Source organism: Agrobacterium sp. B1(2019) (assembly GCF_008274755.1).
Classification (GTDB): Bacteria; Pseudomonadota; Alphaproteobacteria; order Rhizobiales; family Rhizobiaceae; genus Agrobacterium; species Agrobacterium salinitolerans.
In genome coordinates this window covers 2,489,541-2,510,975 of record NZ_VTPB01000001.1, presented here as the reverse complement: position 1 = coordinate 2,510,975, position 21,435 = coordinate 2,489,541, and the positions used below count along the sequence as shown (strand labels likewise).

The window sequence follows — 21,435 nt, the reverse complement described above, 5'->3', positions numbered from 1 at the left end:
CCATGACGGGACCGTCCTGACGCACCGATTGGTTCAGCAATTGGTGCAGACGGTCTCGGCGTCGCGCTGCTTGAAGAAATACTCCCGCCCGATCGTGATCGACTTTACCCCGGACGAGGCAATGTCGGGCATGAACATCAGCAATTCATGCGGGATGGAAAGTTCGACGTGGATGAGAAAGCTGTTTTCCACAAGGAGGCGCGTCGGAACGGCAACCGGGGAACCCACCGCATAGGGTCTCAGATTTTTCTCATCCCAGGACCAGGTGATTTTCGCCTGTTTTTGCGCATCGATCTTGATGCCGCTGATCTTTAGCTGCAGACCCTTGGTGCTGTACGGCGCAAACACGGCGGCAGCGACGTCCTGCATGCCCGCGAGGTAGGTCTTATCGACGGAACCTGTTTTCGATATCAGATCGTTGATGGAGGCTGCGGCGGTGCTTGCACGCTTGTAGGTGTTGTATCCGATCGTCAATTCGAAAGAGGTTAGATAAAGCGCAAGCAATATCGGAAAGAGGATCGCGAACTCCACCGCGCCCACGCCACGGCGATCTTTGGCAAAGCGTGAAACGAGCGCCACAAGGCGTCGTTTGCCGTTTGCCGCAACGGACACCAGCCCTGCCATCATGAGCCCCCGCCTGTGATGTATTTCTCATTCATGAACGCATTTGTCGCGACGATGAGGAAATGTGAGGGCATCGATCCATCGGCCGGACGTATTTTTGTGAGATATGGCCGGATGATATCGGCAACGACACGCCAGCGATAATAGACACGCAACATGTTGATGGTTTCCGGGCCGCCCGGCGTGAAGCCGAATTGAGCGGTATCAAGATCGTAATATTCGCCATAGGCCTTCAGCGGTATCGTGGTCGGAATATCCTTGAAGGCGGCAAAGGAGCGAAGGTCGATATAGAGCTTCTGTTCTTTATCGATCTCATCCGCCGAGCAGGTAATCATCACTGAAACTTCGTCGCAGAAACTCTTGCGGAAATCCTCTTTCGAAATCGAGCTGCTGATTTGCCCTGTGCGCAAACGCCGCGCCATGGTCTCGGTGGCGTTGGCGACGACCTGTTCCGCCATCAGGGCGACGAAGGTCTCGATGATCGCAAAGACGACGAGGAAATAGGGGATCGCGAGTATCGCGAATTCGATAGCCGCTGTCCCGTCGCGCGAGACTCCGAATTTTTCCAGCAATGGCTTCAGTCTGGCCAGTCGCATGAGGCGATGTCGATCTCTAAGAATATGCGGCAAGCGCAACCGTTTAATTTGTTGCGGACCATAACCACCCCGATATTTAAATTCAGTTACTTCAATAAATTATACTTTAGTGATTTCCGAAATTGATACGGCTCGCAATATAAAAGCCCGGCACATGGCCGGGCTTTGTCGAAGTTAAGTACAGACGCTTATTCCGCATCCGCTTTGGAGAGAACCTCCAGCGTGGGTGTGGAGGTGATGTTATAACCACAGTCCACGTAATGGCATTCGCCGGTCACGCCGCGCGACATATTGGACAGCAGGTAAAGCGCCGATCCGCCGATATCATCGATATCCGCCGTCCGGCGAAGCGGTGCGTTTTTCTGGTTCCATGCGTAGATCGCCCGCGCATCCGAAATGCCGGCGCCCGCCAGCGTGCGGACCGGGCCGGCCGAGATGGCGTTGACGCGGATATCGCGCGGGCCGTAATCGGCGGCGAGATAACGCACGGACGCCTCGAGAGCCGCCTTGGCGACGCCCATGACGTTGTAGTTCGGAATGACGCGTTGCGAACCATTATAGGTCAGCGTCAGCATGGAGCCGCCATTGGTCATCAGCTCCGCGGCGCGCTTTGCGATTTCCGTGAAGGAGAAACAGGAAATGACCATGGTGCGGCTGAAATTCTCGCGCGTCGTATCCGCGTAGAGGCCCTTCAGCTCGTTCTTGTCAGAGAAGCCGATGGCGTGCACGACGAAATCGAGCGAGCCCCATTTTTCGCGGATCGTCGCAAACAGCGCGTCCACGGAAGCGATATCCTCGACATCGCAAGGCACGATGAAATCGGAACCAAGTTCCGCAGCGAGCGGCTTGACGCGCTTGCCAAGCGCTTCACCCTGGTAGGTGAAGGCGAGTTCCGCGCCCTGTGCCGCAAGCGCCTTGGAGATACCCCAGGCGATCGAATGATTGTTTGCGACGCCCATGATGAGGCCGCGCTTACCTTGCATGATGCCGTTCATGGGCAATTATCCGTTATGACGCTGGAAGACGAGCGTGGCGTTGGTGCCGCCGAAGCCGAAGGAATTGGAAAGGATGGTGTCGATCCTGGCGTTGTCGATGCGGTTGCGAACGATCGGAACGCCCGCAAATTCCGGATCAAGCTCGGAAATATGCGCGCTCTCGCCGATGAAGCGTTCCTGCATCATCAAGAGGCCGTAGATCGATTCCTGCACGCCGGCCGCACCCAGCGAATGGCCGGTGAGAGATTTTGTCGACTGGATGTGCGGGATCTTGTCGCCGAAAACTTCGCGGATCGCGCCGATTTCCTTGCTGTCGCCAACCGGCGTCGAGGTGCCATGGGTATTGATGTAGTCGATATCGCCCTTCACGGTGGAAAGCGCCTGCCGCATGCAGCGGATCGCGCCTTCGCCTGACGGGGCAACCATGTCGTAACCGTCCGAGGTCGCGCCATAACCGACGATTTCGGCATAGATTTTTGCACCGCGTGCCTTCGCATGCTCCAGCTCTTCGAGAACCAGAACGCCCGCACCTCCGGCGATGACGAAGCCGTCGCGGTTGACGTCATAGGCGCGCGAGGCGACGTCGGGTGTTTCGTTGTATTTGGACGACATGGCGCCCATGGCGTCGAAAAGGTTCGACATCGACCAGTCGAGATCCTCGTGGCCTCCGGCGAACATCACGTCCTGCTTGCCCCACTGGATCATTTCGGCGGCGTTGCCGATGCAGTGCGCCGAGGTGGAGCAGGCCGACGAGATGGAATAGTTGACGCCGTGGATCTTGAACCAGGTCGCGAGTGTGGCCGAAGCGGTGGAGGACATCGCCTTCGGCACGGCGAAGGGGCCGATGCGCTTCGGGCTGTTGTTCTTCAGCGTAATGTCTGCGGCCTCGACGATGGTGCGGGTGGAAGGTCCACCCGAACCCATGATGATGCCGGTGCGCTCATTGCCGCTGATGTCGTTCTCTTCGAGGCCGGAATCGGCGATCGCCTGCTTCATGGCCACATGGTTCCACGCGCCGCCCTGCGACAGGAAGCGCATGGCGCGGCGGTCGACCAGATCGGTCGGGTCGAGAGAGGGCTTGCCCCAGACCTGGCATTTGAAGCCGTGTTCGGCAAAATCCGGCGAAAATGAAATGCCGGATTTTGCATCGCGCAGCGACGCGGTGACCTCAGCGGCATCACCGCCGATGGAGGAAACAATACCGAGGCCGGTGACAACAACTCGTCTCATCAAAGGGACCTTTTCTTTAGATTTCGGCTGGGCGACTCAAGGCCGTCCGGCGTTTGTCTGGACTATTTCGTCTGCCTCAGGCAGCCTTTTCCTTGGACAGGCCGACCCGCAGATCCGATGCCTGATAAATGGTTTCACCATCCGCCTTCAGCCAGCCATCGGCGGTGCCAAGCACCAGACGGCCGCGCATCACGCGCTTGAAATCAATACCATATTGCAGGAGCTTGGTGTGAGGGCGAACCATGCCCTTGAACTTCACTTCGCCGGTGGAAAGCGCCATGCCGCGGCCTTCTTCGCCAAGCCAGCCCAGGAAGAAGCCGGTTAGCTGCCACATGCCGTCAAGGCCGAGGCAGCCCGGCATGATCGGGTTGCCCTGGAAATGGCAGGGGAAATACCAGTCGTCGGGGCTGACATCGTATTCGGCGCGGATGAAACCCTTATCGAAGGCGCCGCCGGTTTCGGAAATTTCGGTAATGCGATGGACCATGAGCATGGGGGGCAATGGGAGCTGTGCATTTCCCGGGCCGAACAATTCGCCGCGACCGCAGGACAGGATCTCCTCGTAATTGTAACTTGATTGCCTCGTTGCCATACCGCTTTCACTTCCCCAATTACTGGTGTTGATCGACTTCACTAGAGCAAGTTAGGTTCAAAATGAAGCGCTGCAAGGGCAAAGGCCGCTCCGCCCCCATTCTTTATCTTCGAACCTTCTTCGCAGAAGTCATTACCTCAATATGCCGTCCGCATACAGGAACCGTACGGCTGGAACCAGAGGAAATTTGCAGGAATGGCCGGTTTGCCGCCATTTGCCGCGTCTAAGCGACGCCGAAACTATTGAAAGCACTCGCCGCAAAAGATATATGCTAATGCAATTGGTAAGTTTCATACCTCTGTTTGGAATGGGATTGCATGGCATTTGACGCCACATTGGATATCGGAACGAGGCTGCGGCGCTCGGGGCTGCGCCCCACGCGCCAGCGCGTTGCTTTGGGCGATCTTCTTTTCGCAAAGGGTGATCGCCACCTGACGGTCGAGGAACTGCACGATGAGGCGGTCACCGCCGGCGTGCCCGTTTCTCTCGCCACGGTCTACAATACGCTGCACCAGTTCACCGAAGCCGGTCTCATCCGTGTTCTCGCCGTCGAAGGTGCGCGCACCTACTTCGATACTAACGTCTCGGATCACCATCACTTCTTCGTGGAAGGTGAGAACGAGGTTCTCGATATTCCCGTCAACAATCTTCAGATCGACAATCTGCCGGAAGCGCCCGAGGGCATGGAAATCGCCCATGTGGACGTGGTGATCCGCCTTCGCCGCAAGCGCGGCTGAAGCTTCTATCTGATGACGGATATGAAAATGGCGCCGAAGGGCGCCATTTCTGTTTTCAGCGTCTCTTTCGACAGGTCACTTCATCACGTCTTCCGGCCGTCTTCCGGGCTTGGCCTTATAGGGTGGGAAAGTCCAGCCGAACAGCAACGCGCCGGAGCGCACGGATAAGGCTGTCAGGAAACCCGCGGCGGATGCGGCATAAAGCGGTACGCCGAAGAAATAAACGATAATGAAGGTGGAGGAACCCAGAAGCGCGCAGGTGATATAGATTTCCGGGCGCAACAGAACGGAAGGCTCCCCGGCCATAATATCGCGCAGCACCCCTCCGAATGTCGCCGTCAGAACGCCTGTGACGATGGCGACGGTTGCCGAGCCGCTGGCCGCAAGACCCTTGGCTGCTCCCATGACACAATAGGCGGACAGGCCGAGCGCATCGAGCCAGATCAGTACCCGGTAACGGGATTCGAAAAGATGCGCGGTGAAGAACAGCAGCACCGCGACCGAGACGCAGACGAGAATATAGGTGGGGTTTATCACCCAGAACACCGGCGTTCTGCCCAGTACCTGATCGCGCACCGTACCGCCGCCGATGCCGGTCGCGGCTGCGAAAAACAGGAAGCCGATCAGGTCGAGCTGTTTGCGTGAGGCGGCGAGTGCACCGGTTGCGGCGAAGACGGCGACGCCGGCATAATCGAGAAAACCCAGAAGTGTCATGAAAAGGTTCCCCCCGGAACACGGGCAGCGAACACGTCAGTGTCGCGCAAGCACTAAACTCTAGGCTGGGCGCCCGGATGATCGCAACATCCATAACTCAAACGGATGCAAAGGAAAATGCCGTGCGAATCGCTCTCGTTGCCGCTCTTCAGGCGCTGGTTCTCTTGATGTTCCCGGTGGCGCTCGCGGCGCAGCAGCAGCTGGTGAACGATCCGGAGATTTACGAGAAGGATCATTTCCGCAACGAGTGCAAGGTGGCGGCCTTCGGCGACGATTTCGTTACACGGCTGGATATCAACAATGACGGGCTGATGGATGCCGTTGTCAATCATGGCGTTCTGGATTGCGACGGCGAAAAGGGCCGCAGCTGCGACGACGAGGGATGCCCCTATAATTTCTATGTCCAGGTGAAAGAGGGCGGCTATCTGATGATCGCGACCGCCCGGATTTACGGTTATGATTTCATCAAGCGGTTCGGCAACATGGTTTTCGTGCTGAAGATGCATCCGCGTTATTGCGAGCGTACCGACAAGGAACCCTGCCTGATGACGGTGCGGGTGCGCGGCACGAAATTCGTCACCATTTCGCGAAAGTGACGGCGGCGATTTTCAGGGCGCAATCCGCCGGATTTTGACCCGTTGATTGTAGCGCTGGCGAAGCGAGCGCGGAATGATGAAGGTGGCGATGGCAACGGCGAAAACCGTGGCGGCAACCACCCAAAGGGCATTCGATTGCAGCGTGGCGGCGAGAACGGCACCGCAGATCGCGCCGCAGATCATGCCGAGCCAGGGCACGATCTGAATGCCCCAGTCGAGGCTCCGTTCGCCGAGAAGAAAACGACCGATGCCGCGACCGAAGCGGGACAGCGCGCCGGTAACATAGGTAAGCCCGATCGGCAGTCCCTCTATGTGTTCGACAGCGGCATTGACCATGCCCATCGCGAAGACGACGAGGTAAAACTGCGCAAGAGCGGACGTCTCGCGGCTAAGCAGCGCGGCAATTGTTACCAGCAATCCCACCGCCATCAGAACGGCGAAGATGCGCCGGTCGAACTTATGCGCCACCACGATGCCGCCGGCGTTGCCCGCCACGAAGGCAACGACCGCAAAAAGCAGTTTTGCGGCATGGGAATAGAGACCCGCCTCCATCGAGACTGCGGCGCGCGTGGTGTTGCCGGTCATGAAGGACACGAAGTCACCTGAAATATGCAGGCCCACCGCATCCGTCATGCCGGCGATGAAGGAAATGGCGGCAACCAGCGCAATTCCGGTTCCGGTTCGCCTTGCCCTGATGATACTGCGGCGTCTTTGTCTGGTCATGGAGCGCTCGATATGGAAAAACGCGGGCCTGTGGGTGGGGCCGTGTTATCCTATGTCTAAAATGCCGGATGGTATATTTGCAATCTTTCTGGAAGGCCTTCAGAAGCTTCTATTTTGTCTAGACAAATACAAAATCCCTGCCTACCATGCCTCAAATAAAGCGATAAACAACATCGCACAAAAATAAATCAAAAGGGGTTCAGATCATGAAGAAAACATGGGTTCTCGCCACAGTCGCCGCGCTCTTTTCATCCGCTTCCGCCTATGCCGAGACGTCGGTGACGATCGGCATGTCCGGCTGGACCGGTTTTGCGCCGCTGACGCTCGCTAAACAGGCCGGCATTTTCGAAAAGAACGGTCTGAAAGTCGATATCAAGAAAATACCGCAGGCGAGCCGCCATCTTGCCCTTGCATCAGGTGATATCCAGTGCGCCGCCACCACGGTGGAGACATGGATCGCCTGGAACGCCAATGGCGTGAAATCTACCCAGATTTTCCAGATGGATAAATCGCATGGCGCCGATGGCATTGCCGTGCGCAGTGATGTGGCAAAGGTCGAAGACCTGAAAGGCAAGACGGTTGCCGCTTCCGCGCCGGGCACTTCGCCTTATTTCTTCCTTGCCTGGATCCTCAAGGAAAACGGCCTCACCCTGAAGGACCTCAAGGTTGTCAACCTCGAACCGGGGCCGGCCGCGCAGGCGTTCGTTGCCGGTCAAAATGACGCGGCCATGACCTACGAGCCCTATCTGTCCACCGTCCGCGCCGCCCCTGACAAGGGTAAAATCCTCGCCACGACGCTGGATTATCCCGCCGTCATGGATACGTTCGGTTGTACCCCGGATTTCCTGAAGGCCAATCCGCAGGCGGCGAAAGCCCTGGCGGACAGCTACTTCCAGGCCCTTGAGCTCATCAAGGCCGATCCCGAAAAGTCCTATGCGACGATGGGGGCGGATGTGAAGCAGACCGGCGAGGCCTTTGCCGCCTCGGCAAAGTTCCTTGAATGGCAGGACAAGGCCGCCAACCAGAAGTTTTTCGAGGGTGAATTCAAGACATTCTCGGAAAAATCGGCCGACCTGCTGCTGGAAATCGGCGTGATAAAATCGAAACCTGATCTTTCGACCCTCGCGGATACGTCCTTCATCAAGTAACAGAAAAGGCGGCCGTTTCCCTGCAGGGAATATTGTGCGTCACGAAACGCGCACGGCGTTCTAATGGCGCGGCAAAGGTGCCGCGCCGGTTTTCCGGACAGGCGACAGATGCAACCTCTTCAACCCATCAGGAAAAGCACGAGAATTGCTCTCGGCATCCTGTTCTTCGTGCTATTTTTTTCCGCCTGGGGCTTTGCCACGCTGGGCGGTTTCGTATCGCCGACCTTTCTGGCTGACCCCATCACCATGCTGAAGGACGGCATCTACCTGCTCACCGATCAGGGGTTTGCCAGTGATATAGGCATGACGATCTGGCGCGTGGTGGGCGGTTTTGTGCTGGCATCCCTCGTCGCCGTGCCTGTTGGCATCGCCATGGGGGCTTATAAGCCGATCGAAGCGCTGCTGGAGCCTTTCGTCTCCTTCGCGCGCTATCTGCCGGCTTCAGCCTTTGTGCCGCTCCTCATTCTCTGGGCCGGCATCGGCGAGATGCAGAAGCTGCTGGTGATCTTCATTGGCGCAGTTTTCCAGATCATCCTGATGGTGGCCGTGGCTGTCGCCGGCACGCGGCGTGATCTGGTGGAGGCCGCCTATACGCTGGGTGCGAAGGATCGGGGTGTTGTTCGCCGTGTTCTCATTCCTGCCAATGCGCCCGATATCGCGGAAATCCTCCGTCTCGTTCTCGGCTGGGCCTGGACCTATGTCATTGTCGCGGAACTGATCGGCGCCTCCTCGGGCATCGGTTATATGATCATCAACAGCCAGGCGCTTATGGCGACCGGGCAGATCATCTTCGGCATCATCGTCATCGGCATTATCGGTCTTATTTCGGACTTCGCGTTCAAATCGCTGAACCGGAAGCTTTTCGCCTGGAGGCTTGCCTGATGAACGAACTCGTTATCAAGGGCGTCAGCCGCACTTTTCCGGGCGTGCAGGGCGGACAGCCGACGCTGGCCTTGCAGACCACCGATCTGGAAATCCCCCGCAATGATTTCGTCACCATCCTCGGCCCGTCGGGATGCGGAAAATCCACCTTGCTGCGCATCATCGCTGGTCTCGACCGTCCGACAACCGGCGAAGTCCTGCTGTCCGGCAAGGCGGTGACGGGCCCGGGCGCGGATCGCGGCATGGTGTTCCAGTCCTACACCCTGTTTCCCTGGCTGACGATCCGCGAAAACGTCGCCTTCGGCCTGCGCGAACGCGGCGTCGCCGAGACGGAAAAATGGGAGATCGTCGATAGCTATATCGACAAGGTCGGCCTGCGCGGTTTCGAAAACCATTGGCCGAAACAATTGTCCGGCGGCATGCAGCAAAGAACCGCCATTGCCCGTGCGCTCGCGAACGGCCCGAAAATTCTGCTGCTTGATGAGCCCTTCGGCGCTCTCGACAACCAGACACGCGGCCTGATGCAGGAGCTGCTGCTCGGCATATGGGAGCGTGAGCAGAAGACAGTCATTTTCGTCACCCATGATATCGAAGAGGCGGTCTTCATGGCGTCGCGTGTGGTTACCATGTCCGCAAGGCCGGGTCGCATCAAGTCGATCACGCCGGTCGACCTGCCGCATCCGCGTCATTACACCATCAAGGCCAGTCCGGAATTTTCGCAGCTGCGCGCGAAGCTTACGGAGGAAATCCGCAGTGAGGCGATTGCCGCTGCGGCCCATGGATAGGCGAAAGGGGAGGATAAAGGCATCGGGATGAGGAGTGCTGGCGCCGATCTTCAAGAAAAATCGTTGCATGAGCGCATCCGCAATGATGTCGAGCGCCACATCATGTCGGGCGAATGGCCGCCGGGTTATCGCATTCCCTTCGAACACGAGATGACCCGGCAATATGCCTGTTCACGCATGACGGTGAACAAGGCTCTCGGTGAATTGGTGCAGCGCGGACTCATCGAAAGACGCCGCCGGCTTGGCACCTTCGTTCGCCAACCCCATGCGCAATCCGCCGTTCTGGAAATACACGATATTGAACGGGAGGTGCAGGCGCTGGGTCTGGTCTACGGTTACCATCTCGACAAACGGCGGCTGCGCCCCGCGGGGGAAAAAGACGGTGCGGCCATGGCGCTTGCCGCCGACGCCCAGATCCTGGAACTCACCTGCACGCATTTCGCTGGCGGCGTTCCCTTTTGCCTTGAGGAACGCATCATCAATGTTACCGCCGTTCCGGATGCGGAAGCTGCGGATTTTTCACAGATCGGGCCAGGGACGTGGCTGCTGAAAATGGTGCCTTGGAGCGCTGCCGAACACCGCATCAGCGCCGTTTCCGCCGACCGTAAAATTGCGGCGGCGCTTGGTATTGCCGCCGGTGCTGCCTGTCTGGTCATCGATCGGCGGACCTGGCATGGGGCGGATTATGTCACCCGCGTCCGTGTCACCTATCCGGGTGACCGCCATGCGCTCGTCGCACAGTTTTCGCCCTCGCAGAACAGCTGAGGGCCGTCGATCGGTCAATTTTTTGTAAAGAAGAGTTTACGAGTCGTCTTTTGACAATATAATAGTTGTCAAAAGAACTCAGGTTTATTATCGGAACGTCAAGCTTTCACGACGGCATCCGTTCAAGGCCCCGGTTTTCAGGAACCGGTCAATCTGCGGATGAGTTCATCGACGGAAATCCGGGATAAAATTATGTCAGCTGAGACCTCAACTTCTTCCGCATCCTTCAACAAGGCAAACACAACTAGGCATATCTCGCTTGCCTTGGCTGTCACCTTGCTGGCCGGCTTGAGTGCCGGCGCGGTTTTCGCTCAGACGGCATCGGAAACCCAGACACAGCCCGCACCGCAAACGCAAGCGGTTCAGCCGACAACTCCTGTAACGCCGAGCGCTCCGGCCGCCGCGCCCGTCCAGCCCTCCGCAACTGTACCGGATCAGCCGGCTGCCACCGCACCCGCGCAGCCTCAGTCAACTCAGCCCGCAGCGGTCCAGCCTGCACCCGCTCAGCCTGCGACGAATACCGCACCGGGAGCCGAAGGCCTGGCGCCGCAGTCGACGCAAACCGAGCAACCCGCACAGACGGGCCAGACGACCGCGCCGAATGAAGCCGCGACCCCGATAGAGCCTCTCAGCACCGAGCCCGCGAGCGCTGAACATCGTGCGGATATCCCGCACAACCTTTCTCCCTGGGGCATGTTCATGGCGGCCGACTGGGTCGTGAAGGGTGTCATGATCGGCCTTGCCTTCGCATCGCTGGTCACGTGGACGGTCTGGGTCGCGAAGTCTATCGAGCTTGCAGGTGCGCGGGTGCGCGCCGGCTCGACACTCAAGGTCATTCGCAGGGCAAAAACCCTGACCGAGGCCACCGAGGCCGTCGAGAAGAAGGGCGGCCCGGCAGCCTTGATGCTGCGCATGGCAACCCATGAAATGCAGCTTTCCGATGCGGTGGTCGAACATACCGATGGCGGCGGTATCAAGGAACGTGTCTCTTCGGCCCTGTCGCGTATCGAAACCCATGCGGGCCGCCGCATGTCGCGCGGAACGGGTGTTCTGGCAACCATCGGTTCCACCGCCCCCTTCGTCGGCCTGTTCGGCACCGTCTGGGGCATCATGAACTCCTTCATCAGCATTTCGGAATCGCAGACCACTAATCTCGCCGTTGTTGCGCCGGGCATTGCCGAGGCACTGCTCGCCACCGCCATCGGTCTCGTCGCCGCTATTCCGGCTGTCGTCATCTACAACGTCTTTGCCCGCTCCATCACCGGATACCGCCATCTGCTGGCGGATGCCGCAGCCGGCGTGGAACGCCTTGTCAGCCGCGACCTCGATTTCCGCCGCATTCCGCCGGGCAGCGCCAGCAAGCCCGCCGTGTCGCTGGTTGGACGGTGATCGGTCATGGCTGGCGGCATTCGCGAAAATAGCGGAGACGATCTCTCCGAAAACCACGAGATCAACGTCACGCCCTTCATCGACGTGATGCTTGTTCTGCTCATCATCTTTATGGTGGCCGCACCGCTTGCCACCGTTGACGTGAATGTCGATCTGCCGGCATCCACTGCCAAACCGGCGGAGCGCCCGGAAGAGCCGCTTTATCTGACGGTCAAGGACGATCTGTCGCTCAATCTCGGAAATGATGCGGTTGCCCGCGAAGCCTTGGCGTCCGCCATCGACCGGCAGACCGGCGGCAAGAAGGATACGCGCATCTTCCTGCGGGCCGACAAGGCCGTCGACTACGGCCACTTCATGGAAATCATGAACCTGCTGAGAGATGCCGGCTATCTGAAGATCGCCCTTGTAGGGCTGGAAAACGCGGCTGCCGCATCGCAGCCCGCTGCCGTTGGCCAACCCGCAGCGCCGGGAACCGCGCCATGAGTGAAAACGGCTACCCGCAGGCCCGCCATTCCCGTCTCGGGGAAGTGACGCTGTGGTCTGCCGCGGCGCTGCTCATGCTGGGCGTTCACGCCGGTTTTGCCTATTATCTGATGCAGGAGCCCGAGGAGGTGGATGCCGGTGGGCCACCGCCTGCCGCGATCATGATCGAAATGGCGGCGATACCGGAAGCCGTCCACACCGAAGAAACGACGCAGGCGCAGGATGTCGAAGACGCCGAAGAGGTAAAGAGCGACAGCATCGAACCGGTGGAGGAAGCCGCTCCGGAAGAGCCGCCACCGGAGCCGGTTGCGGAAACGCCTCCGCCGGAGCCAGTACAGCCGCCCGAACCGCCGGTCGAGGAAATCGTCGAACCGCAGGAAATTCCCGAGCCGGTGGAGCCGATCGATCCCGTTCAGGAGCAGATGATGGCGGAACTCGACAATATCGAGGTTCCGTTGCCCGTCATGCGTCCTCCGCCGCCACCTGTTGAAAAGAAGGTGGAAAAGAAAGAGCCGGAAGAGAAAAAGAAAGTCGAGCGCCAACGTCCCAAACCGCAGCAGGCATCGGACTTTCGCGAAACGGCAAAAGCTGAAGCGCAGCAGTCCGACCGGACGGCGGCATCGCGCAGCAACGCCGGCTTCTTCTCGTCATCGTCCGCCTCACCGGCGAAATGGGGGTCGAAGGTCCGCTCGCATATTCAACGGCGCAAGCCCCGGTCTCTGCGTAGTGATGCTATGACCGCGACGGTTCGCTTCCGGGTCAACGATGCTGGCGCCATCAGCGGGGTCAGCGTTGTGCAGTCCACAGGCGATTCCTCTATCGACCAGCAGATCGCGGCATGGATTCAGAGCGCATCACCTGTGCCTGCTCCACCTCCGGACGCAAACAAAACGATCACACTGCCGATCAGCATCCGCTAGGCCGTCTGCTTAAGTCACTCCTTGGCTATGCTCACTATTCCTCATGCGCGGCCCGTTTGGGCATGAATAACATTTCACGAATGTTTTTGATGGTGTAGGTCTTATCGACTTCAAAAGCAGAGGCATTCCGGAATGAAATTCTCAATCGCAGAGGCGGAGGATCTCGTATCCTCTATCTTTGAGCGCAATGGCGTTCTGCCGCAAAACGCCCGTTCGGTGGCAAAGGCGCTTGTCGCCTCCGAGGCGGCTGGTCAGGGTGGCCACGGTTTTCGTCGCATCCCCGTTTATGTTCGTCAGGCGCGGGTTGGAAAGGTTGATGGCAAGGCGCGTCCGGTGGCGGCGCGCGTGAAGCCGGGTCTGCTCTCCATCGACGCCAACCACGGTTATGCCTATCCGGCGATCGATTGCGCCCTCGAGGAATTGCCTGAAATGGTCCGGCAGCAGGGCATCGCGCTTGCAGCGATCCACCGCTCCCATCATGCGGGCGTTATGGCGCTGACCGTCGAACGGCTTGCCGAAATGGGTTTCGTCGCGCTCATGTTCGCCAACGCTCCGGCATCCATGGCGCCTTGGGGCGGCAACAAGCCGCTTTATGGAACCAATCCAATTGCCTTCGCCACCCCTGTCGGAGGCACCGATCCGCTGGTCATCGATCTCGCGCTCTCCAAGGTCGCTCGCGGAAAGATCATGGCCGCCCGCCAGAAGGGTGAAACGATACCCGGCGACTGGGCGCTTGACCGAAACGGCCGACCGACGACCGATCCCGAAGAGGCAATAGAGGGAACCATGGTGCCCGCGGGCGAGGCCAAGGGCGCTGCGCTGGCGTTGATGGTGGAGATCATGGCCGCTGCGATTACCGGTGGAAACTTCGCATTCCAGGCTTCTTCCCTTCTGGACGACAAGGGAGCGCCACCCTCTCTTGGCCACACGATCATCGCCATAGACCCGGTATCGTCAGGCGGCGCAACCTTTACCGAGCGGTTGGCGCTTATCGCCGGTGAGATAGAAAAGCAGGAAAATGTGCGTCTGCCCGGCCGCCGCAGTCAGGGAATTCGCAAACAGGCGCTGGAAAGCGGCATCGTGATCGAAAGCGATATTCTGGCCGAAATTCAATCGCTCTGACGTGATAATAAAAACCCGGCGGGTCGAATATGACCCGCCGGGCAAACCGTAAAGGGCTGCTTTGCATTTGCGTCGATAGGGCCGGACATCATCTCCGGCCCGCTTTGGTCCGCCATCCCGCCATTGATATGGAAGGATTTTGACGCAGAAAGCCGCTCATTCGGTTTTCAGCTTACGAGAGGGGACATTTCGCGTAAGCTTGGATTGATCAGGTGGCGATTACGCGTCCTGCTCGATCAGGCCACGCAACAGGGCGATGCTGACGGCATTCAGCAGATTGGTGGCGCCCAGCCTCTGGCGCGCCCTTTCAAGAGTTTCCTTCACGTCCGCTTCGTCCGCGCCGGTTATCAAGGCGATATGGGACGGATGCTTACCCCGCGCGACCAGCCCCAGATAATGCCGCTCACGCTCCGAAAGGATGATTTCACGCGTCTGGCGATGTTCATGCGGCGTATTTGAAGACATTTTCTTTCAGCCTTAAAAGAGATTGGCCTTCCCGGGGCACGATCAGTCAATGAGTCATTCCCCCGAAACCAACTCGTTTACCGCTCTGTCTATACGCGAACAGAAACGCTAAATTCGCCAATAGGTTTCATCCGGCATCGGGAATTATGCAATAAAAGCCAGTTTCGCAGCCAGCCGATCCCGGCGCGGACGCTCTATTCTGGGCATTGAGAGGAACTGCGACACCGATATCGCCAGAGACAAAATCGATCTGGCGAAAAATGCAGCTTCAAGGCCCTGGAATGTTTTCGTCACACCAGAAGGATATGCGGCGCTCTAATAGGCGATGAGCCGCACCGACAGAATAACATCGCGCGCCAAGTTTTTCGTTTTACTGTTATGTTTCGGCACATATTGCGATGAGGGCCGACATATTTCTTAAGCTTAATGCGTCATTGCTAAATATTGATGCCGTCAACATGTATTATCCGACGGAATGATGTGCGTGTTTCTTGCGAATATCGGTCGGTGTCGCCCCGAACCAGCGGGAGACAGAACGCGAAAACGCACCGGGTGTCGAATAACCGAGCCTGTAACTAATGTCGGAGACAGGAAGATCGCTTTCCACGAGAAGCTTGAAACCGGCATTTTTGCGAATGGCGTCCTTTATCTCGTTGAGATTGGTGCCGAGCTCTGCGAGCCGCCGTTGAAAACTGCGTTCCGACAGGTTGAAATAAGGAGCGATCTCACCGAGTGAAAGCTCGGTATCCGAGAGGCGCATCTGCATGTACCGCTTTACCTGATCAATGAAATGGGTCGCATCCGCCGATGTTTCCGGTCGCAACATGCGGCATTGTAGGTTCATTAACTCGAACAGCCGCTCATCCGCATTCGGATTGACCACATCGAGAAGCGATATCGGAAGACGCATGGTGTGGAGCGGCTGGGAAAAACTGACGCGCCTGGTCATTCTTTCTTTAAATAGCTGAATATTATTCGGTTTCGGCCGCTCCAGACCGATCTCTATCTGGTTGATACGGTCTCCGAGAATATCACGCAGACGCTGCACTAGGACGGCAAGGGACAAATCCACATATTGATCACGTTTGGCGATAACCGGCGCGAAGGACCATGACAGGGTTACCTGCGTGGCATCCGTTACCATGGTGAAATTGCTGTTGTTGGTGGCGTAATAAACATGGTCCTGAAGAAAACGCAGGAACGCCCGTACCGTCGGTGCGCTGATCAGCCCATATCCGAACGCGCCGGACGCACCCGGCGGAAAACTGGAGGCGCATTGCAGACCGAAGGCGTCGTCGTCGGAAATCAGTGCGCAGGTTTCGAGCAGGCGGGAAAACCTATCGAGGCTGATGCGTTCCGTCAGGCTGCTGAATGTGGCTGGATCAATGTCCAAAGCCGCGCATATCGGCACGATATCGATGCCCCGGGACCGGGCATAATTGCTGACGCCGGCAGCCAGACCGGCCACCACAGTTATCTCGTCGCTGACCCTCTTTTCGGGCATCCCTCGCCTTGGCGTACCATGTTTGGAAATTGTCGTCTGATGGTAAGCCTTGAGAGAGCGTTTGTCGAGCAGCCCGGCTTCGGGATTTTAAGTGCGATTGGTGTCTGCGCTTTGCTCCAGCACCTGCATGATGGCTTGGCCGGCATCTTCGATAGCGCCGCTATTATCGACGGTCGTGACGTCGAAATCTCCAATGACCGTCAGCGAGCTGCGTTCCAGCCGCCGGAGTATATCGTCCCGGCTTTCCCGTCCGCGCTGCTCCAACCGCCTTGCCAGCACATCCGGCCGGGCAACGATGTTCACGACCTTAAGACGGGAAAAGGCGGTACCGAAATGCGGCAGGGCAGAACGCGAACCATTGGCGATGACCACGTCTCCCGCATTGAGATGATGATAGACAGTGGCCGGGATGCCGTATTTCAGCCCATGCGCCTGCCAGGATACCGCGAAGGCGCCCGCATCTTCCAACCGGGTGAATTCGTGCATCGAAACGGCATCGTGGCTTTCACCCCCGGCATCGCCGCTGCGGGTAATGACGCGGCGGGTGAAATGAAAACCCGGCCGTCCACACAATCGCGCTGCTGCATACTCCATCAGCGTGTCCTTGCCGGCCCCACTGGGGCCGACAACCACGATCATCGTACCGGGCGATTGCTCGCGCCGATTATCCTGCCCATCATCGTTCATGCCACGCGCTTGCCCTGACGCCAGACGGAACGGGCGACCGGCACACCGTCCTCGCGGTGAACCCGGACCAGATCGGCCCGCAATCCCGCCGCGATACGACCGCGATCAAGAAGGCCGACGGTGCGCGCCGGCGTGGCGGTGACCATGCGCAGCGCTTCCGGAAGGCTGATGGCTTCCACCTGATCGGCGAGCAGGAATGGCGCAAAGAGCAGGCTGAAAGGCACGTAGTCGGAAGAAAGAACATCCAGCACGCCGATCTCGGCAAGATCGCGGGCGGCGATGTTGCCGGAATGGGACTTGCCGCGAACGATGTTCGGCGCGCCCATCAGCACGCTCATGCCGGCGCTGTGCGAAGCTTTTGCGGCCTCGACGCTGGTGGGGAACTCCGCCAGTTTCACGCCGTGGCCGATAGCCTCGCCGACATGCGCTTCGGTAGCGTCGTCATGGCTCGCAACGGTAATGCCGCGCTCGGCGCAGCGGGCGGCCAGATAATCGCGGTGCTTGGCGGAATATTCGGCCGACGCCGCCTGCCGACGCCGCACGAACTCGGCGAAAGCCTCGTCGCTCAGCCCGCGCTTCTTCTGGTAATAGAATATATATTGATCCATCGACTGGAACTGGCGCTGCCCCGGGGAATGGTCCATCAGGGAAATCAGCCGCACGCGCGGATCGGTTTCGAAGTCTTCGAAATGTTCCAGCACATCCGAGGAGGCGACCTCACAGCGCAGATGCAGCAGATGATCCGAACGAAGGCGATTCTGATCGGCCGCGGCCTCGATGGCGTCAGCCATTTCGCGCATTTCGCCCTTCTTGAAGCCGCCGTCTTCATCCGAACCGAGCCGCAGGCAGTCGAATACAGTGGTGATGCCGGAAGCTGCCACCTGTGCATCATGGGCCTGAATGGCGGCAATCTTGTCCCAGATTACCCCGGGGCGCGGCGAATAATGCTGCTCAAGATGGTCGGTATGCAGTTCCACCAGACCGGGGATCAAATAATCACCTTCCAGGTCTTCGCCGGTTTTGGAGGCGCCTTCGCTGATATCGGCGATCTTGCCGTCACGGATCAGGACGGAGCCCAGAATAATATCGTCTTCCAGAACGATACGGGCATTGGAAAGGGCGTGCTCGGTCATGGGGTCGCATCTTTCTTTGGTGGCTGGCCAAGGGGGCGCCAGCTATGAACGGTAAATGGCGCGCCGCGCGTTTCTTCAATGAACAAGGCAAGGCCGGAAATGCTGAGAGGTCGATCGGTGAATTCGGAAAACCGCGCCGAAAGCACCTCGCGCATGGCGGGCTGCTCGCTCTCGCCGATGCGGCCGGTCAGCGTCATGTGAAAACGGAAATCATCCATGACATGCGGATAACCCCAAAGAGACAGATTTTGCCGCTGGCTCTCCGTCAGCATCTGTGGCCGCCGACGGGCAATATCTGTCTCGGACAGGGGCGCGCGAAACCGGTCGAAATAATCAACGATCTCGGCGGCAAAATCCTGCAGCGGTTGATAGGTGCGGTCCGGGACCAATGCGAAAAAGGGGCCAAGCGCACCGACGACGACGCGCGGAATTTCGAAGGCGGACTGGCTGGCCGCGAAATCTCCGAAGGCCGAGAGCAGATCCGCCTCGCTATATTTTTCGGCAAGTTCGAAAGGAGCCTTCAGGGTCGCGTGGAAACCGTAACGGCGGGGCTCTTCCGTCATGTCGGCATAGTCGTCGTTGTCGTCATGCAACGTGCCGGAAAATGCATTGCGGCCGAGCCAACGTGATGCTGTCTCAGTCAGCGGGTGATCTTTAGCCGGAGAGAAATAGATGGCATAGCGCACGGCAAGCACTCTTAAGTGTCATGGGAGACCAGGGATGAGAAGCTATTTGGCGTGACTCGCCAGCTTCCCGCAAGGTCAGGAGTGCGAGGTAATTGGTTTCCGTGACAGAATGATGATGCGGAGGGAAAAAAGCGTATTGGAAATGCGGCAGGCTTCGGAATGTGCTGAAGACACAGACGGAGATGATGACGACTGGCATAAATCGGGACTGCGCGGGTGTTCCGCGGAGAGGACGAACATCGTTACGATGTTCGCCATTCCATCCCTTCAGACTTAGTGTTGTGTTTTGCCGATCAGCCGCGAACGCAGAGAATTGGAGATGTGGTCGAAGAGGAAAACGACAAAGAGGATGAGCAGGACCATATAAGCGACCTTGTCCCAGTCGGCATTCGTACCCATCGCCTCTAGCAGTTTCAGGCCGATGCCGCCGGCGCCCACGGCGCCGATGATCGTGGCGGAGCGGGTGTTGCTCTCCCAGAAATACAGTGATTGGGAAATGAAGACCGGCAGGACCTGCGGCAACACGCCAAAGCGGTTGACGGCAATCGGGGATGCGCCGACCGACTTGACGCCCTCACGCTGCTTGTCGTCAACATTTTCTAGGGCTTCGGCATAGACCTTGCCGAGTGCGCCGGTATCGGTGAAGAAGATCGCGGCAATGCCGGGGATCGGTCCGGGACCGAAGCTACGGGTGAAAAACAGTGCCCAGATCAGCATGTCGATGGAACGCAGGAAGTCGAACAGCCGCTTCATGCCCCAGTTTGCGGCCCTGTTGGCGGTGATGTTGCGCGCGGCGATGAAGGCGAGCGGCAGGGCGACGAGCGTGCCGAACAGCGTGCCCACAAAGGCCATGACCAGTGTCTGCATCAGCTTGGAAAGAATATCGGCATGTTGCCAGACGCTGTTGTCGAGGAAATCATCCACCATGTGGCCGATATTGGAGCGTGCGGGATCGAGCCTTTCTCCCCATAGCGCCAGAGCGGCCAGCTCACCATAGCCTTTGCCCCAGAATTCCGATTTGGTGTCGAACAGGAAATTCGCCCATCCGAGGAACCGGCGCTGGACATAGACCTGGCTGGTACGGATTTCTGCCTGACCGGCAAAGCCATAATGGACGAGGACCTTCTTGCCGTCCTGCTGGATTTCGTCGGGTATCCCCTGTGGTGCGACAGCCCCGTCGTCGTTGATGATAATTGGATAGTTCCTGCCGTCGATATAGACATCCACTTGAGTCGGGGTCACGTCGAGGCGGTTTTCCATACCCTTATAAACGACGCTGTAACCACCACCCGGCAGGGGCTGCAGCCAGTCGATCTTTGCACCGTCTGGATATTGACCGCGGCTCGACCATTGGGCCAAGACCTTGCCGTCTTCGAAACGCAGGCGCGGTTGGGCGCGCCAGGAATACCAGTCCTGAATATAGCTGGAGGCGCGATCCCACCGGCCTTGCATGAAGGCCGGGCCGACATTGAAGAAGAAAAAGCAGCCGATGAGATAGGCGGTGACGGCGAGAAGGCCGACGAGCAGGCCATATCGCTGCATGAAACTGCGGTTGAACACGTGCGGATGCGCGGCCGTCAGCCTCTCGCGGTCGGCGGTGTTGAGAATGAAGCTGGACGACATCAGGCCGCTCCCCGTCCGAATTCGAAGGATTGTTGGCCGATCAGCCTGCGGCGCAGCCAGCTGGAAAACTGGTCGACGGCAATGATTGTGATCAGCAGAAGGATGATGATGGCATAGGTCTTTGACGCGTGATCGTTACCGATCGACAGCCGGAAGACCTCGCCGATGCCACCGCCGCCCACAGCGCCGATAATGGTGGAGGCGCGCACGTTGATTTCGGCGCGCAGCAGCGCATAAGAGACGAAATTGGGCAGAACCTGCGGCACGATGGCGAAACGCACCCGCTCCAGCCAGTTGGCGCCGGCGGCACGCAGGCCTTCATCCGGTTTCATGTCGGCATTTTCCACGACCTCGAAGAAGAGCTTGCCCAGCGCACCGATCGTATGGACCGAAATCGCGATGATGGCCGCGATCGGACCGATCGACAGGATGGCGGTCAACAGTCCGGCGACGACGATTTCCGGAAAGGCGCGCAGCACTTCCATCACCCGGCGCACCACCCAGCGCACGAGGCCGGCGCCGACGAGGTTGGTGGAGGCGAAGAAGCAGAGCACGAAGGCGAAACTTGTGCCGATGATTGTTGAGACCAGCGCAATATTGAGCGTGATGATCAGCTGGTAGATGAAGTGCGGGATGTAGAAGCCGTCGGCGATGTAAACCCGATCCGCGACATAGTTGTATTTCAGCGAACCGTTAGCGTAGGGTGACGGCAGATCGAACATCGCCCGAAAGACTTCCAGGGGACTATCCGGCACGAAGGTCTTCATGAAGTCGAAAAAATAGGGAAGGCGCTCGAAGAATTTGCCCGAATTTGCTTCGTTCGCGAAATTCAGGGAGGCGGCAAGGACGATGAGGAAGATCACGAGTGAAAGGACGGTATAAATCCGTCGTGTCTTCAGCTGCTGTTGATAATGACGCATGACCGTTTTGGACGATGCGCTCAAACCCTCGGGCGCGAGGGTCCCATTGTGCAATGTGGTCGCCATGCCGCTTTTCCTTTATTGGCAAAAGCGGCGGCGCCGCAAGGCACCGCCGC

At 58.5% G+C, this 21,435-nt stretch carries 24 protein-coding genes; 10 read left to right on the top strand and 14 right to left on the bottom strand.

All coding sequences use genetic code 11. The features are described from left to right. Positions 1 to 33: 33 nt before the first annotated feature. The 5 genes from AGR1_RS12630 to fabA form a co-directional block, all read right to left on the bottom strand. Positions 34 to 627, bottom strand: a complete 594-nt coding sequence (locus AGR1_RS12630; protein WP_121459710.1) for a TadE/TadG family type IV pilus assembly protein — start codon at positions 625 to 627, stop codon at positions 34 to 36. Next, positions 624 to 1,220: a TadE/TadG family type IV pilus assembly protein gene (locus AGR1_RS12625; protein WP_149147048.1), complete on the bottom strand. Its 597-nt coding sequence runs from the start codon at positions 1,218 to 1,220 to the stop codon at positions 624 to 626. The genes AGR1_RS12630 and AGR1_RS12625 overlap by 4 nt, the downstream gene beginning before the upstream one ends. Before the next feature lie 188 nt (positions 1,221 to 1,408). Further along, on the bottom strand, positions 1,409 to 2,215 hold the full coding sequence (gene fabI / locus AGR1_RS12620; protein ID WP_080791842.1) for an enoyl-ACP reductase FabI: 807 nt from the start codon (positions 2,213 to 2,215) through the stop codon (positions 1,409 to 1,411). A 6-nt stretch (positions 2,216 to 2,221) separates the two neighbouring features. Next, positions 2,222 to 3,445 carry a beta-ketoacyl-ACP synthase I gene (fabB, locus tag AGR1_RS12615; protein WP_149147047.1) on the bottom strand — a complete coding sequence of 408 codons (1,224 nt, stop codon included), beginning with the start codon at positions 3,443 to 3,445 and terminating at the stop codon, positions 2,222 to 2,224. Between the two features lie 76 nt (positions 3,446 to 3,521). Further along, positions 3,522 to 4,037 carry a 3-hydroxyacyl-[acyl-carrier-protein] dehydratase FabA gene (fabA, locus tag AGR1_RS12610; RefSeq protein WP_063949381.1) on the bottom strand — a complete coding sequence of 172 codons (516 nt, stop codon included), beginning with the start codon at positions 4,035 to 4,037 and terminating at the stop codon, positions 3,522 to 3,524. 317 nt (positions 4,038 to 4,354) lie between these two features. Here fabA and irrA point away from each other — a divergent pair, with 317 nt between their 5' ends. Further along, positions 4,355 to 4,774, top strand: a complete 420-nt coding sequence (irrA, locus tag AGR1_RS12600) for an iron response transcriptional regulator IrrA (protein ID WP_003507276.1) — start codon at positions 4,355 to 4,357, stop codon at positions 4,772 to 4,774. Between the two features lie 75 nt (positions 4,775 to 4,849). Here the strand turns inward: irrA and AGR1_RS12595 are convergent, their stop codons facing one another. After that, positions 4,850 to 5,488: a trimeric intracellular cation channel family protein gene (locus tag AGR1_RS12595; protein WP_149147046.1), complete on the bottom strand. Its 639-nt coding sequence runs from the start codon at positions 5,486 to 5,488 to the stop codon at positions 4,850 to 4,852. A gap of 77 nt (positions 5,489 to 5,565) precedes the next feature. On the opposite strand from AGR1_RS12595, the gene AGR1_RS12590 reads away from it, so the two are divergent. Continuing rightward, the gene (locus tag AGR1_RS12590) at positions 5,566 to 6,084 is read left to right on the top strand and encodes a hypothetical protein (RefSeq protein WP_080791828.1); all 519 of its coding nucleotides are present in this window, start codon (positions 5,566 to 5,568) and stop codon (positions 6,082 to 6,084) included. Positions 6,085 to 6,096: 12 nt separating this feature from the next. Here AGR1_RS12590 and AGR1_RS12585 read toward each other — a convergent pair whose 3' ends face one another. After that, on the bottom strand, positions 6,097 to 6,807 hold the full coding sequence (locus tag AGR1_RS12585) for a YoaK family protein (protein ID WP_080791823.1): 711 nt from the start codon (positions 6,805 to 6,807) through the stop codon (positions 6,097 to 6,099). 206 nt (positions 6,808 to 7,013) lie between these two features. Between AGR1_RS12585 and AGR1_RS12580 the strand changes: the two genes are divergently transcribed. From AGR1_RS12580 to AGR1_RS12545, 8 genes are all read left to right on the top strand, one after another. Next, positions 7,014 to 7,955, top strand: a complete 942-nt coding sequence (locus AGR1_RS12580; RefSeq protein WP_149147045.1) for an ABC transporter substrate-binding protein — start codon at positions 7,014 to 7,016, stop codon at positions 7,953 to 7,955. 108 nt (positions 7,956 to 8,063) lie between these two features. Further along, positions 8,064 to 8,837, top strand: a complete 774-nt coding sequence (locus AGR1_RS12575) for an ABC transporter permease (protein ID WP_080791817.1) — start codon at positions 8,064 to 8,066, stop codon at positions 8,835 to 8,837. Continuing rightward, positions 8,837 to 9,622: an ABC transporter ATP-binding protein gene (locus tag AGR1_RS12570; RefSeq protein WP_080791814.1), complete on the top strand. Its 786-nt coding sequence runs from the start codon at positions 8,837 to 8,839 to the stop codon at positions 9,620 to 9,622. The genes AGR1_RS12575 and AGR1_RS12570 overlap by 1 nt, the downstream gene beginning before the upstream one ends. Before the next feature lie 27 nt (positions 9,623 to 9,649). After that, positions 9,650 to 10,387 carry a histidine utilization repressor gene (gene hutC, locus AGR1_RS12565; protein ID WP_149147044.1) on the top strand — a complete coding sequence of 246 codons (738 nt, stop codon included), beginning with the start codon at positions 9,650 to 9,652 and terminating at the stop codon, positions 10,385 to 10,387. 192 nt (positions 10,388 to 10,579) lie between these two features. Beyond that, a complete protein-coding gene (gene exbB, locus AGR1_RS12560) occupies positions 10,580 to 11,776 on the top strand; it encodes a tonB-system energizer ExbB (RefSeq protein WP_187772132.1) in 1,197 nt (398 codons plus the stop codon). Between the two features lie 6 nt (positions 11,777 to 11,782). Then, positions 11,783 to 12,259, top strand: a complete 477-nt coding sequence (gene exbD / locus AGR1_RS12555) for a TonB system transport protein ExbD (protein ID WP_149147043.1) — start codon at positions 11,783 to 11,785, stop codon at positions 12,257 to 12,259. Beyond that, on the top strand, positions 12,256 to 13,179 hold the full coding sequence (locus tag AGR1_RS12550; RefSeq protein WP_149147042.1) for a TonB family protein: 924 nt from the start codon (positions 12,256 to 12,258) through the stop codon (positions 13,177 to 13,179). The genes exbD and AGR1_RS12550 overlap by 4 nt, the downstream gene beginning before the upstream one ends. Before the next feature lie 132 nt (positions 13,180 to 13,311). Continuing rightward, positions 13,312 to 14,301 carry an Ldh family oxidoreductase gene (locus AGR1_RS12545; protein WP_149147041.1) on the top strand — a complete coding sequence of 330 codons (990 nt, stop codon included), beginning with the start codon at positions 13,312 to 13,314 and terminating at the stop codon, positions 14,299 to 14,301. A 219-nt stretch (positions 14,302 to 14,520) separates the two neighbouring features. Here AGR1_RS12545 and AGR1_RS12540 read toward each other — a convergent pair whose 3' ends face one another. The 7 genes from AGR1_RS12540 to phnE (AGR1_RS12510) all read right to left on the bottom strand — a co-directional run bounded on the left by AGR1_RS12540 (position 14,521) and on the right by phnE (AGR1_RS12510) (position 21,385). Next, the gene (locus AGR1_RS12540; RefSeq protein ID WP_149147040.1) at positions 14,521 to 14,766 is read right to left on the bottom strand and encodes a LuxR C-terminal-related transcriptional regulator; all 246 of its coding nucleotides are present in this window, start codon (positions 14,764 to 14,766) and stop codon (positions 14,521 to 14,523) included. Between the two features lie 463 nt (positions 14,767 to 15,229). After that, complete coding sequence (locus tag AGR1_RS12535; protein ID WP_149147039.1) at positions 15,230 to 16,270, bottom strand: AraC family transcriptional regulator; 1,041 nt, start codon at positions 16,268 to 16,270, stop codon at positions 15,230 to 15,232. Between the two features lie 87 nt (positions 16,271 to 16,357). After that, a complete protein-coding gene (phnN, locus tag AGR1_RS12530; RefSeq protein ID WP_187772131.1) occupies positions 16,358 to 16,957 on the bottom strand; it encodes a phosphonate metabolism protein/1,5-bisphosphokinase (PRPP-forming) PhnN in 600 nt (199 codons plus the stop codon). Next, positions 16,954 to 18,090, bottom strand: a complete 1,137-nt coding sequence (locus tag AGR1_RS12525; RefSeq protein WP_080791792.1) for an alpha-D-ribose 1-methylphosphonate 5-triphosphate diphosphatase — start codon at positions 18,088 to 18,090, stop codon at positions 16,954 to 16,956. The genes phnN and AGR1_RS12525 overlap by 4 nt, the downstream gene beginning before the upstream one ends. Beyond that, positions 18,087 to 18,785, bottom strand: coding sequence for a DUF1045 domain-containing protein (locus AGR1_RS12520; protein ID WP_162520583.1), 699 nt, complete (start codon positions 18,783 to 18,785; stop codon positions 18,087 to 18,089). The genes AGR1_RS12525 and AGR1_RS12520 overlap by 4 nt, the downstream gene beginning before the upstream one ends. A gap of 264 nt (positions 18,786 to 19,049) precedes the next feature. Continuing rightward, positions 19,050 to 20,399: a phosphonate ABC transporter, permease protein PhnE gene (phnE, locus tag AGR1_RS12515; RefSeq protein ID WP_080791790.1), complete on the bottom strand. Its 1,350-nt coding sequence runs from the start codon at positions 20,397 to 20,399 to the stop codon at positions 19,050 to 19,052. Continuing rightward, positions 20,399 to 21,385: a phosphonate ABC transporter, permease protein PhnE gene (gene phnE, locus AGR1_RS12510; RefSeq protein ID WP_149147038.1), complete on the bottom strand. Its 987-nt coding sequence runs from the start codon at positions 21,383 to 21,385 to the stop codon at positions 20,399 to 20,401. Before phnE (AGR1_RS12510) ends, phnE (AGR1_RS12515) begins: the two co-directional genes overlap by 1 nt. Positions 21,386 to 21,435 lie beyond the last annotated feature (50 nt).

What these genes read in the sequence shown, in the direction of transcription:
- AGR1_RS12575 (WP_080791817.1), top strand. Translation starts at nt 8,064, where the DNA reads ATGCAACCTCTTCAACCCATCAGGAAAAGCACGAGAATTGCTCTCGGC.
- AGR1_RS12570 (WP_080791814.1), top strand. Translation starts at nt 8,837, where the DNA reads ATGAACGAACTCGTTATCAAGGGCGTCAGCCGCACTTTTCCGGGCGTG.
- fabA (WP_063949381.1), bottom strand. Translation starts at nt 4,037, where the DNA reads ATGGCAACGAGGCAATCAAGTTACAATTACGAGGAGATCCTGTCCTGC.
- phnE (WP_080791790.1), bottom strand. Translation starts at nt 20,399, where the DNA reads ATGTCGTCCAGCTTCATTCTCAACACCGCCGACCGCGAGAGGCTGACG.
- phnN (WP_187772131.1), bottom strand. Translation starts at nt 16,957, where the DNA reads ATGAACGATGATGGGCAGGATAATCGGCGCGAGCAATCGCCCGGTACG.
- fabI (WP_080791842.1), bottom strand. Translation starts at nt 2,215, where the DNA reads ATGAACGGCATCATGCAAGGTAAGCGCGGCCTCATCATGGGCGTCGCA.
- exbB (WP_187772132.1), top strand. Translation starts at nt 10,580, where the DNA reads ATGTCAGCTGAGACCTCAACTTCTTCCGCATCCTTCAACAAGGCAAAC.
- hutC (WP_149147044.1), top strand. Translation starts at nt 9,650, where the DNA reads ATGAGGAGTGCTGGCGCCGATCTTCAAGAAAAATCGTTGCATGAGCGC.
- AGR1_RS12535 (WP_149147039.1), bottom strand. Translation starts at nt 16,270, where the DNA reads ATGCCCGAAAAGAGGGTCAGCGACGAGATAACTGTGGTGGCCGGTCTG.
- exbD (WP_149147043.1), top strand. Translation starts at nt 11,783, where the DNA reads ATGGCTGGCGGCATTCGCGAAAATAGCGGAGACGATCTCTCCGAAAAC.
- AGR1_RS12590 (WP_080791828.1), top strand. Translation starts at nt 5,566, where the DNA reads ATGATCGCAACATCCATAACTCAAACGGATGCAAAGGAAAATGCCGTG.
- AGR1_RS12580 (WP_149147045.1), top strand. Translation starts at nt 7,014, where the DNA reads ATGAAGAAAACATGGGTTCTCGCCACAGTCGCCGCGCTCTTTTCATCC.
- phnE (WP_149147038.1), bottom strand. Translation starts at nt 21,385, where the DNA reads ATGGCGACCACATTGCACAATGGGACCCTCGCGCCCGAGGGTTTGAGC.
- AGR1_RS12585 (WP_080791823.1), bottom strand. Translation starts at nt 6,807, where the DNA reads ATGACCAGACAAAGACGCCGCAGTATCATCAGGGCAAGGCGAACCGGA.
- AGR1_RS12550 (WP_149147042.1), top strand. Translation starts at nt 12,256, where the DNA reads ATGAGTGAAAACGGCTACCCGCAGGCCCGCCATTCCCGTCTCGGGGAA.
- irrA (WP_003507276.1), top strand. Translation starts at nt 4,355, where the DNA reads ATGGCATTTGACGCCACATTGGATATCGGAACGAGGCTGCGGCGCTCG.
- AGR1_RS12525 (WP_080791792.1), bottom strand. Translation starts at nt 18,090, where the DNA reads ATGACCGAGCACGCCCTTTCCAATGCCCGTATCGTTCTGGAAGACGAT.
- fabB (WP_149147047.1), bottom strand. Translation starts at nt 3,445, where the DNA reads ATGAGACGAGTTGTTGTCACCGGCCTCGGTATTGTTTCCTCCATCGGC.
- AGR1_RS12630 (WP_121459710.1), bottom strand. Translation starts at nt 627, where the DNA reads ATGATGGCAGGGCTGGTGTCCGTTGCGGCAAACGGCAAACGACGCCTT.
- AGR1_RS12545 (WP_149147041.1), top strand. Translation starts at nt 13,312, where the DNA reads ATGAAATTCTCAATCGCAGAGGCGGAGGATCTCGTATCCTCTATCTTT.
- AGR1_RS12540 (WP_149147040.1), bottom strand. Translation starts at nt 14,766, where the DNA reads ATGTCTTCAAATACGCCGCATGAACATCGCCAGACGCGTGAAATCATC.
- AGR1_RS12595 (WP_149147046.1), bottom strand. Translation starts at nt 5,488, where the DNA reads ATGACACTTCTGGGTTTTCTCGATTATGCCGGCGTCGCCGTCTTCGCC.
- AGR1_RS12625 (WP_149147048.1), bottom strand. Translation starts at nt 1,220, where the DNA reads ATGCGACTGGCCAGACTGAAGCCATTGCTGGAAAAATTCGGAGTCTCG.